Origin of the sequence: Streptomyces sp. GbtcB6, from assembly GCF_019091475.1 — a bacterium.
GTDB classification, from domain to species: domain Bacteria; phylum Actinomycetota; class Actinomycetes; order Streptomycetales; family Streptomycetaceae; genus Streptomyces; species Streptomyces hyaluromycini.
The window spans coordinates 43112-53166 of record NZ_JAGXJL010000057.1; the positions used below are offsets into that span (position 1 = coordinate 43112).

A 10055-nucleotide genomic window follows, 5' to 3' on the forward strand; every position below is an offset into this window, starting at 1 on the left:
GTCAGACCTCCAGGAGGGTGTCGAAGGCGGACGGCAGCCGTTCCCAGGCGGCGCGCCCGGCGGTGTACTCGGCATCGGTCAGCAGGCAGGACTCCAGCAGCCGTTCGAGCCCGTCGCGGTCGAGCCCGGGGGACGTGAAGACCAGGTGCTGGCAGCAGTCGCCGTGCTCCGGGTGCCAGTCGAGGGCGGCGGCGGCCATGGGGGTCCCCCCGCTCGAGCGAAGCCGAGAGTGGGGGAGTACCGGCGGGACCAGGTCCCAGGCCGCGTCCGGGAGGGAGGCCAGCCACGGCCCCGTGCTCTCCACGCACAGGGCACCGCCCGCCGCGTCCCAGTGCAGCAGCACGTCGGGCCGGTCGGCGAGCCAGAACCGGCCCCGGCTGCGGGCGGCCGCGCAGGTCAGGTCCTCCAGGGCGGCGTACAGCCGCTCGGGATGGAAGGGCCGCCTGCGGTGCCAGACCAGCGTGGCGACGCCGTGGCCGTCGGCCTCGGCGGGGAGCAGGGCGCAGGCCGGGTGCTGGGCGGCGGCGGCCGCCTCGATGTCGAAGCCGGCGAGGGCGGCCCGGGCCAGTGCGCCTCCGGCGCCCGCCAAGTCCCCGGGGTGGCCGCCCGGGAGGGGGACTTGGCGGGCCGTCGGGTGGAGCTGGGCGAGCAGCTCGCGGTCCTCGTCGTCGGCCTCCGGGGAGTCGAGGACGGCGAGGACGGGGGCGTACTCCAGCTGTCGGGCGAAGGTGTCGGCGACCGTCCGCTGGTCGGTGGCGGCCGCGGCCAGCCCGGCGTCGGCGAGATCGTCGCCGTTGCCGACGTAGGGCAGCAGCAGCGCCGGGTCGACGGCGGTGATCACGCCGGTGACGGTGAGCCCGCCGGCGACGACGACCTCGGCCATCGCCTTGGGCTCGACGGAGTCCCACAGCTCGACGATCGCGAGCCGGGTGTCGCCCTCGGCCGCGAGCCGCCGCAGCTCGGGCACCAGATCCTCGCGCAGGGCGCAGCAGGCGCAGTCGTCGACCAGGGGTGCCTCACCGGCGGACAGCAGGCCGCCGGCGTCCCGGACCGTCCGTACGACCATGCCGTCGGCGGCCGTGGCGAGGTCGTGGTGGAGTACGACACTCCCCCGGACGTCGGTGAGCAGCCGGGCGACGGCCTGCCTGCGGGCGTCGGCGTGCAGCCCGCCGACGATCACGACGGGGAGCGGGGCGGAGGGCGGCGGGTCGGAGGGGAGCATCAGCCCTGCTTTCCGTACCGCCGCTCGAAGCGCTCCACGCGCCCGGCGGTGTCCAGGACCCGGGCGGTGCCGGTGTAGAAGGGGTGGCTGACGTCCGAGATCTCGACGTCGACCACCGGGTAGGTCCGGCCGTCCTCCCACTCGACGGTCTTCCCGGTCCCCTCCGTGCCCGCCAGCGTCGAGCGGGTGAGGAAGGCGTGGTTCACGGCCCGGTCACGGAACACGACGGGCCCGTAGGCGGGGTGGATTCCCTTGCGCATGGCGGCGGTTCAGCGCTCCTCTCGGAAGTCGACGTGCCGGCCGGCGACCGGGTCGAACTTGCGCAGGGTCATACGGTCCGGGTCGTTCCGGCGGTTCTTGCGGGTCACGTAGGTGTAGCCGGTCCCTGCGGTGGACCGGAGTCTGATCACCGGACGGAGTTCGTTGCGTGCCATGACTGCTACCTTACTGAAAATGAATCCCATTAGCACTTGCTTCTGGGTCCTCAGCGCGAGAGAGGTACGTCACCATGTCCGCCCACTGCATGCTGACCGGCGCCCAGCCCGGCTTCGGCAACCGGATCTCCCACTCCCACCGGCGGACCTCCCGCCGCTTCGACCCCAACATCCAGACCAGGCGCTACTGGCTGCCGAGCGAGAACCGGCAGGTACGGCTCCGGCTGAGCGCACGTGCCGTCAGGACCGTCGACACGATCGGCGTGGAGGCGGCCGTGGCCCGCATCCGCGCACGGGGCGTAAAGGTCTGAGGGGGGCGGGGCACCGATATGGCGAAGAAAAGCAAGATCGCGAAGAACGAGCGGCGGCAGGAGGTCGTCGCGCGGTACGCCGCGCGCAGGGCCGAACTGAAGGAGATCCTCCGGCGGCCCTCCTCGACCGACGCGGAGCGCCTCGCCGCCGCGCGTGAGCTGCGTGGGCAGCCGCGCGACGCGAGCGCCACGCGCGTACGCAACCGCGACCAGGTGGACGGCCGTCCGCGCGGTTACTTCCGCGCGTTCGGTCTGTCCCGGGTGAATCTGCGGGACCAGGCCCACAGCGGATACCTACCTGGCGTACGCAAATCCTCCTGGTGAGTCCTGGTAGCTTGCCGCTGTCGTTCGGGCGGCCGGGCGGCCGACCCCCTAGAGCTTGGGAGCGTTGCGGTGACCACGGCTACGGCGAGCACGGCTGAGACGCACACGGAAACGGCGTCGACGGAGACCGCTTCGGCGGGGACGACCGCGGCGGAAGCGACTGCGGCGACCACGCGGCCGGGTCTGCGGATCGTGGCCGCCGCCGCGGGGCTGGTGGGCGCGCTCGCGCTGACCGCGTGCAGCAGCGGCGGCGGCTCCGACAGCGGCTCCTCGGCCACCCCGTCGGGCACCTCGTCCGCGGCCGCCACCGCCACGGCCGGTTCGGACAGTTCCACGGCCTCCTCCGACGCGTTGCAGGGCAGCTGGATCACGACGAGCGGCGGCAAGATCGTCGCGCTGGTGGTCACCGGCAAGGAGGCCGGGCTCTTCGAGACCGGTGGGGCCGTGTGCAGCGGGACCGCCGGCGAGGAGGCCGGGATGCGGATGATCCATCTCACTTGCACGAACGGCAGCAAGGACCGGGGCACCGGAATGGTCGACTCCGTCAGCAAGAGCGGCATGAAGGTCACCTGGTCCGGAAAATCCGGCGAGGAGACCTACACCAAGGCCGAGGGCGGCAAGCTGCCGTCGGGGCTCCCGACGGCGGGCCTTGGGCAGTAGGGCCGCATAGGACCGCTTCAGGTGTGTTTTCGCCGGCCCGCGCGGGTCGGCGGAAACACACCTGAAGCGGTCGAGGGCGGGGGCGGGCGCGCGGGGCCCGGCCCGGGGCGTGATGATGCTGGGACACCGTCACGACCTCGATGGGGAACTGCTCATGCGCGCCATTCCGCTCACCGTCACCACCGTCACCGCCGTCGCCGCGGCCCTCGCCCTGACCGCCTGCAACAACGGCGGCTCGGGCTCCAGCAGCAAGAACAGCTCGGCCTGCGAGATCGGCAAGGTCTCCGTCCAGGTCGGCTCCGCGAGCGTCGCGCCGGCCGCGGGGGACACCGGCGAAGTGCCGGTCAGCATCACCAACCAGAGCGCGCCGTGCACGCTGGACGGCTTCGCCGGCGTCACGCTGAAGGCGGGCGGCACGTCGGCGGCGGTCGCCGCGCAGGCGGGCGCGAAGGCCGACAAGCTCAAGCTCGCCAAGGGCGACTCGGCGACGTTCTCGATCAGTTATGTGCGCGGCAAGGACGGCGACGCGGCGAGCCTCGCGGCCACTTCGATGACGGTGTCGCTGCCGGGGAGTGACACGACGCAGAGCTTCCCCTGGAAGTACGGGGCTGTGGCGGGCAAGGGGGCCGCGGAGAAGCCGAACGCTGCGGTGGGGGCGTTCCAGCAGGCGGGGGACTGATTCGGGGGCCGATTCAGGGGGCCGATTCGGGGGTGGTGCGGTGGGGTTTCGGCTGACCGCCGGTGGGGGCTTGTCGCGCCCGCGCGGCGGAGCCGCTTGTCGACACAGCCCCGCGCCCCTGACACGGGGTGGTGCGGCTGGGATTCGGCTGACCGCCGGTGGGGGTTGAGCGCGCAGTTCCCCGCGCCCCTATGGGGCGCGCCCCTTGCGGGGCTCGTTGGGGCTCAGGGTAGTTGGGTGTGTGCGTGGACCTGGGCCTGGTCTGCTGCTCTTGTGCCCTCTGTCCAGCCTGCCTCGTCGGTCACTCCGCGCAGGCGGGTCGTGGTGGTGTCCGGGAACATCTGCTGCATGCGGTCGGTCACGGCCAGCTCTCTCGTCGCCAGGACCGGGAGCAGGGCCTGGGGTGCCTCGGTCTCGGCCACGGCCGACCGCGCCGCTGCTCTGAGGCGGTCGCCGACCCGGTGGGCGTACGCCGCCAGGAAGGACTGGCGGAAGGTCTTCGTACGCTTGCGGCCGCCCGCCCGCTGCGCGGCCTCCGCCTTCGTCATCGCGTGTGTCGCCTGCACCAGCAGCGAGGTGTGGAGCAGCTCGACCGCCTCCAGGTCCGCCTCGAAACCGACCACCGTGGAGAAGGCCAGCGGCTCGTTCCACACCGCGCGGCAGTGGTTGGCCGTGGCGACCGCGTCCAGCAGCACCGCCTTGGCCTGCTCGTACGGCGGCTCGACCCCGATCCTGCAGGCGCCCGGCGCGTCCGGTGCGGGCGCCCCCGCGGCGAGCAGCGCCTCGTCGACGCTGTGCCGGGCCATCAGCTCCTGGGCCTTGGCGCTGAGCGCCTCCGCCTCCTCCGGGTACCCGGTCGCCTCGGCCTTGGCGAGCAGCGCGCGGATCCGGGTGAGCATGCGGGACTGCGGACGGTGCGCGGTCGCAGCGGGCCGGGGCTCGTCGAGGGGCTCCAGTGAGGGCAGCCGCAGCAGCAGCCGGTACAGCTCCAGGACGGCGGTGGCGTGCGAGAAGCGGTCGCCCACGCGTGCGTGGCCGTCCTCCTGCGGCAGCGCGTCGAGCTGCGCCTGCCAGCGGGGGCCGCGCGGCCGGTCGTCCGGTACCTGTGCCCGGATCAGCCCGGCGGCGAGCCGGACGTGCGGGTCGTCCAGCTCGCGCCGCACCAGCCGTACGACGTCGGCGGGCTGCCAGCCGCGCCGCCAGGTCGCCGCGACGAACTCCCGGCCCCGGTGCGCGAGTTCGGCGTCCGCGCCGGAGTCGGCCGCGAGGAGGGACGCGCCCGTGTCGAGGCCGGAGTCGGTGTCGTCGTACAGGGCGCTCTGGAAGGCTCGGTCGACGGTGCTGGGCTGGCTGCTGGTCACGTGTCGATCGTGCCATGCCGTGCCGACGGTGGTCGGCGGCCGTCCACACCCTGTGGATAACTGTCCGCGACAGCAACCGTCCGACTGTCAACCGATGGTTGACAGGGGTGGAGTGTCAACCTACGGTTGACACATGGCTACCGACCCGAACATCACGGCATCCGTGCGCCTCGACGACCTCATCGCGGCGATCAAGAAGGTGCACCCCGAACCCCTCGACCAGCTCCAGGACGCGGTGATCGCCGCCGACCACCTGGGCGACGTGGCCGACCACCTGATCGGCCACTTCGTCGACCAGGCCCGGCGCTCGGGCGCGTCCTGGACCGACATCGGCAAGAGCATGGGCGTGACCCGGCAGGCGGCTCAGAAGCGCTTCGTGCCGAAGGAGTCCACCGACCTCGACCCCAGCCAGGGCTTCGACCGCTACACCCCGCGCGCGAGGAACGTGGTGATGGCGGCCCACAACGAGGCGGTCGCGGCACGCAACCCCGAGGGCCGCCCCGAGCACCTGGTCCTCGGCCTGCTGGCCGAACCGGACGGCATCGCGGCGAAGGCGATCCTCGCGCAGGGCGTCCTGCTGGACACCGTGCGCCAGGCGGCCACCGCCGCGCTCCCGCCGGCCTCGGACGACGTCCCCGACCTCGTCCCCTACGGCCCGGAGGCCAAGAAGGCCCTCGAACTCACCTTCCGCGAGGCCCTCCGCCTCGGCCACAACTACATCGGCACCGAACACCTGCTGCTGGCGCTCCTGGAGCACGAGAACGGCGACGGCGTCCTCAGCGGACTGGGCATCACCAAGCCCGCGACCGAGGAGTACATGACCAAGGTGCTGTCGCTGCTGCTGGAGCAGAAGAACGCGGCGGCGGAGGCGGCGGGAGCTGCGGAGGCCGCGGGCGACGCGAAGGAGGACAGGGCGGGCTGAAAAGTCCGCAAGTCCGCCGAAACGCTGAATCCGCAGGTCAGGGCGATTGTCAGTGGCGGGTGCCAGACTCGCAGCATGACCGACCGGTGGGCTCTCGCTCCGGCCGAGGACGGTGGCGTGGACGTCGCCCCCCTCGGTCCGGACGGGCTGCCCGCCGGGCCGGTGCGGCGGGAGCCCGATCTCGCCGGGGCGGTCAGGGGCCGCCCGGAGGTCACACGCTGGGTGTGGCGGTCGACCCCCGAGGTCTACCCGCGTCTGCTCGCCACGGGGGTGCGAGTAGAGCGGTGCTACGACATCGAGGACGCCGAGACACTTCTGCTGGGCCACGAGGGACGGTCCGGCGAGCCGCACTCGGCCGCCGCCGCCCTGGCCCGCCTCCGCGGCGGTCCCGTACCGCCCGATCCGCCGCAGCGGGCGGCCGAACCGGGCGCGCAGTCACCGCTGTTCGAGCCACAGGGCACCGCCCGCCTGACGCTCGACGAGCTCCTCGCGGTCTACGCCGAGCAGCAGCGCAGGCACGACCGGGCCGAACACCCGGAGCGGATGCGCCTGCTGACCGCCGCCGAGTCGGCGGGGATGCTGATCGCCGCCGAGATGAACCGCGCGGGCGTGCCCTGGAGCGCCGAGGTCCACCGCGAGGTGCTGCGCGAACTGCTCGGCGAGCGGTACGCGGGCGGCGGCGAGCCGCGCCGGCTGGCCGAGCTGGCCGACGAGGTGTCGGCGGCGTTCGGCAGGCGGGTGCGCCCGGATCTCCCGGCCGATGTGATCAAGGCCTTCGCCCAGGCCGGGATCAAGGTCAAGTCCACCCGCCGCTGGGAGCTGTCGACCGTCGACCATCCGGCGGTGAAACCGCTCCTGGAGTACAAGAAGCTGTACCGGATCTGGGTGGCGCACGGCTGGACCTGGCTCCAGGACTGGGTGCGCGACGGCCGGTTCCGGCCCGAGTTCCACGCGGGCGGCACGGTCACCGGGCGCTGGGTGACCAACGGCGGGGGCGCGCTGCAGATCCCCAAGGTCATCCGGCGGGCCGCGGTCGCCGCCCCCGGCTGGCGGCTGGTCGTGGCCGACGCCGACCAGATGGAGCCGCGCGTGCTGGCGGCGATCTCCCGCGACCCCGGGCTGATGGAGGTCGCCGGGCGGGAGACCGACCTCTACCAGTCCGTCTCCGACCATGCCTTCTCCGGCGACCGCCAGCAGGCCAAGATCGCCGTCCTCGGCGCGGTCTACGGGCAGACCTCGGGCGACGGCCTGAAGAACCTGGCCGCGCTCCGCCGCCGGTTCCCCAAGGCGGTGGCGTACGTCGACGAGGCGGCGCGGGCCGGCGAGGAGGGCCGGCTGGTGCGCACCTGGCTGGGCCGGACCTGTCCGCCGGCGACCGGTGCGGGCGACGGCACCGAGGAGGCGGGGATGCCCCAGGAAGAGCCGGAGGAGCATGCGGCCGAGGGCTGGGTGCCGGGGTACGCCTCCACCAACTCCCGGGCCCGGGGCCGCTTCGCGCGCAACTTCGTGGTCCAGGGCAGCGCCGCCGACTGGGCCCTGCTGATGCTCGCGGCGCTGCGCCGGACCTGCGCGGACATGGCGGCCGAGCTGGTCTTCTTCCAGCACGACGAGGTGATCGTGCACTGTCCCGAGAAGGAGACCGAGGCCGTCGTGGCGGCGATACGGGAGGCGGCCGATCTGGCGGGGCGGCTGACGTTCGGGCAGACGCCGGTGCGTTTCCCGTTCACGACGGCGGTGGTGGAGTGCTACGCCGACGCGAAGTGATCAGTCGGATGGGCCGGATGGGCCGGATAGGTCACCGGGTGCCAGCAGGGCGCGCAGCTCGGCGAGGACGTCCGGTTCGTCCGTGCCGTCCAGGGCGGTGAGAGCCTCGCGCCAGACGTCGTACGCCTCGCCCGTGCGCCCCTGTTCGCGCAGCAGCAGGCCGAGTTGGTGGCGGGCGAGACCGCCGCTGTAGCGGTCGGCGCGGGCGTCGGCGCGGTGCAGGAGCTCGGCGCACTCGTGGTGGGCGCGGTCGGTGCGGCCGAGGGCGCGCAGCGCGCGGACCAGGCCGAGCCGGGTCTGGGACTCGCCGTGCCAGTCGCCGTGGCCGCCGAGGATGCGCAAGCTCTCCTCGAAGTGCGCGGCGGCGGCCGCCGGTTCGCCGAGGCTGAGATGGGCGTAGCCGATGTTGCAGTGCGCCGAGTGCTGCAGGATGACGGCGCCGATCGCGTCCCCGATCGCGAGTGAGCGCCGGTGCTGCTCGATGGCGGCGCGCGGGTCGGTGTGCTCGTAGAGGTTGCCGAGATGGCTGTGGGTGACGGCCTCGCCGTAGGGGTCGTTCAGCTGCCGGGAGTAGTCCAGGCTCTGCCGCAGCGCCTCGCCCGACTCGTCGTACCGGCCGAGCCCCTCCAGCAGCAGCCCCCGGTTGTTCAGCGTGCGCCGGATCCAGGACGCCGCGCCCAGCCGCCGCCAGAGGGCCAGCGCCCCGTCGGTCAGGGCGAGGGCCTCCCGCTGCCGGCCGGTGAGGAAGCGCAGGCCGGCGAGGTCGCCCAGGGCGTAGGCCTCGGCGGGCTCGTCACCGAGGCGCCGGGCGGCGGCCAGGGCTGCGGTGCCGAGCACCTCCATCTCGGCGACCCGGCCGCTGCGCAGGACGTAGGGGTAGAGGAGGCGGACGAGCGTGGAGAGGTAGGCGCTGATCCGTGCGTCGGTGGTGCCGGCGTACCGCTCCACCAGGGCGACGATGTTCTCCAGCTCCATGTCGCCCCAGGCGAAGGCGTGCTCGGCGCGCTCGAAGGACGGCAGGGCTGCGGCGTACGGCTGGTGTTCGGGGGGCTGGGCGGTGGTGGGCCGACGGCGGTCGCCCTGGTCGAGTCCGGGTTCGACGATCGCGACGAGGGCGCGCTCGGCGGCGGCGGCGAACCAGCGGAGGGCGGTGAGAGCGGCCTCGGTGCGGTCGGTGGGGTCGGTGCCGTGGGTGGGGTCGGTGCCGTGGGTGCGGTCGGAGCCGTGGGAGCGGTCGGTGCGGTCTGGCTCTTCTGCCAGCTCGCGGGCGAAGTCCCGGACCAGGTCGTGCGGGGTGTAGCGGCCGTACGCGGTCTCCTCCAGGAGGGCTACGTCGACCAGCCGGTCCAGGGCGGCCTCGGCGCGGCGCTCGTCGGTGCCGGTGAGCCGGGCGATCAGGGGGGCGCCGTAGGTGGGCAGGTCGAGGGCGCCCATGTGGCGCAGGACTAGGGCGGCGTCGCGGTCGGGGGCCCGGTCGGAGGCGGCGAGGGCGTCATGGGCGACGGCGAGGGAGCGCCGGACGCTCAGGTCGTCGTATTCGAGGTGGTGCAACCTGCCCTCGGTGGCGGCCAGTTGGCCGGCCAGCACCTCGGGGGTGAGGGCGCGGCGGGCGGCCAGCCGGGCGGCCACGACGCGCAGGGCGAGCGGGAGCCGGCCGGTGAGGCCGACCAGCGGGTGACCGGCGCCGATCTCCGCACGCCCGCTGACCGCGCGCAGCAGCGCTGCGCTGTCCTCGCCGCTCAGCGGCCCGAGCGGGAAGCGGCGGGCGCCGTCGAGCGCGGTGAGCGGTGAACGGCTGGTGACGATCACGGCGCAGCCGGGGCCGCCGGGGAGCAACGGCCGCACCTGGGCGGCGTTCGCGGCGTCGTCGAGCAGCAACAGGGTGCGGGTCGGCGCGAGCAGGGAGCGCAGCAACGCGGTGGCCGCGTCGGGGTGTTCGGGGATGTGGCGGGGGTCGGCGCCGATGTCCCTGAGCAGCGCGGCGAGCGCCTGGCCGGGGGCGAGCGGGGGCATGCCGGGGGTGGCACCGTGCAGGTTGATGTAGAGCTGGCCGTCGGGGAAACGATCCCGCAGTTGGTGCGCGACGTGCAGCGCGAGGGCGCTCTTGCCGACGCCGGCCATGCCGGTGATCGCGGTGAGGGTGGGGGTGGGTGTGACCGTGGCCTCGGCTTCGCCTTCGGCCTGTGGGTTCCCACCCGCACCACCCGTGACGGTTTCGTGGTCGGGTGCGGGTGGCCCCTGTGGGGCGGAATCGCCGTCGGCGGCTGCGGGGGGATGGGGCTCGGTAGAGGCGGGGGGATGGGGCTCGGTAGAGGCAGAGGGCTGGGGCTCGGCGGAGGCTGGGGGACGGGGCTCGGTGGAGGTAAGTCGGAGGCCAA

The 10055-nt window shown here is 73.7% G+C and carries 10 protein-coding genes and 1 pseudogene; 6 read left to right on the plus strand and 5 right to left on the minus strand.

Annotation, left to right across the window (positions count from 1 at the left end; genetic code table 11):
• Position 1 precedes the first annotated feature (1 nt).
• Genes KVT45_RS46500 through rpmG form a run of 3 tightly spaced genes read right to left on the minus strand, consistent with a single transcriptional unit; the run spans position 2 to position 1656 of the window.
• Positions 2-1222, minus strand: coding sequence for a GTP-binding protein (locus KVT45_RS46500; protein ID WP_217556041.1), 1221 nt, complete (start codon positions 1220-1222; stop codon positions 2-4).
• Positions 1222-1482 (minus strand): type B 50S ribosomal protein L31, encoded by a 261-nt coding sequence (locus tag KVT45_RS46505; RefSeq protein WP_217556042.1) that lies wholly within the window; start codon positions 1480-1482, stop codon positions 1222-1224. Before KVT45_RS46505 ends, KVT45_RS46500 begins: the two co-directional genes overlap by 1 nt.
• Before the next feature lie 9 nt (positions 1483-1491).
• A complete protein-coding gene (rpmG, locus tag KVT45_RS46510) occupies positions 1492-1656 on the minus strand; it encodes a 50S ribosomal protein L33 (protein WP_217556043.1) in 165 nt (54 codons plus the stop codon).
• A gap of 74 nt (positions 1657-1730) precedes the next feature.
• Between rpmG and rpmB the strand changes: the two genes are divergently transcribed.
• From rpmB to KVT45_RS46530, 4 genes are all read left to right on the plus strand, one after another.
• Positions 1731-1967 carry a 50S ribosomal protein L28 gene (gene rpmB, locus KVT45_RS46515; protein ID WP_217556044.1) on the plus strand — a complete coding sequence of 79 codons (237 nt, stop codon included), beginning with the start codon at positions 1731-1733 and terminating at the stop codon, positions 1965-1967.
• A gap of 18 nt (positions 1968-1985) precedes the next feature.
• Entirely contained in the window at positions 1986-2291 is a 306-nt protein-coding gene (gene rpsN / locus KVT45_RS46520) for a 30S ribosomal protein S14 (RefSeq protein ID WP_217556045.1), read from the plus strand.
• Positions 2292-2474: 183 nt separating this feature from the next.
• A complete protein-coding gene (locus KVT45_RS46525; protein WP_217556051.1) occupies positions 2475-2951 on the plus strand; it encodes a hypothetical protein in 477 nt (158 codons plus the stop codon).
• A 154-nt stretch (positions 2952-3105) separates the two neighbouring features.
• Positions 3106-3630 (plus strand): DUF4232 domain-containing protein, encoded by a 525-nt coding sequence (locus KVT45_RS46530; RefSeq protein ID WP_217556046.1) that lies wholly within the window; start codon positions 3106-3108, stop codon positions 3628-3630.
• A gap of 224 nt (positions 3631-3854) precedes the next feature.
• Here KVT45_RS46530 and KVT45_RS46535 read toward each other — a convergent pair whose 3' ends face one another.
• A complete protein-coding gene (locus KVT45_RS46535; protein WP_217556047.1) occupies positions 3855-4991 on the minus strand; it encodes a DUF2786 domain-containing protein in 1137 nt (378 codons plus the stop codon).
• A gap of 133 nt (positions 4992-5124) precedes the next feature.
• Here KVT45_RS46535 and KVT45_RS46540 point away from each other — a divergent pair, with 133 nt between their 5' ends.
• Positions 5125-5913 carry a Clp protease N-terminal domain-containing protein gene (locus tag KVT45_RS46540; protein ID WP_217556048.1) on the plus strand — a complete coding sequence of 263 codons (789 nt, stop codon included), beginning with the start codon at positions 5125-5127 and terminating at the stop codon, positions 5911-5913.
• Positions 5914-5988: 75 nt separating this feature from the next.
• Entirely contained in the window at positions 5989-7677 is a 1689-nt protein-coding gene (locus tag KVT45_RS46545) for a bifunctional 3'-5' exonuclease/DNA polymerase (RefSeq protein ID WP_217556049.1), read from the plus strand.
• Here KVT45_RS46545 and KVT45_RS46550 read toward each other — a convergent pair.
• A pseudogene (locus KVT45_RS46550) lies at positions 7678-9807 on the minus strand (tetratricopeptide repeat protein); the annotation flags it as partial.
• Positions 9808-10055 lie beyond the last annotated feature (248 nt).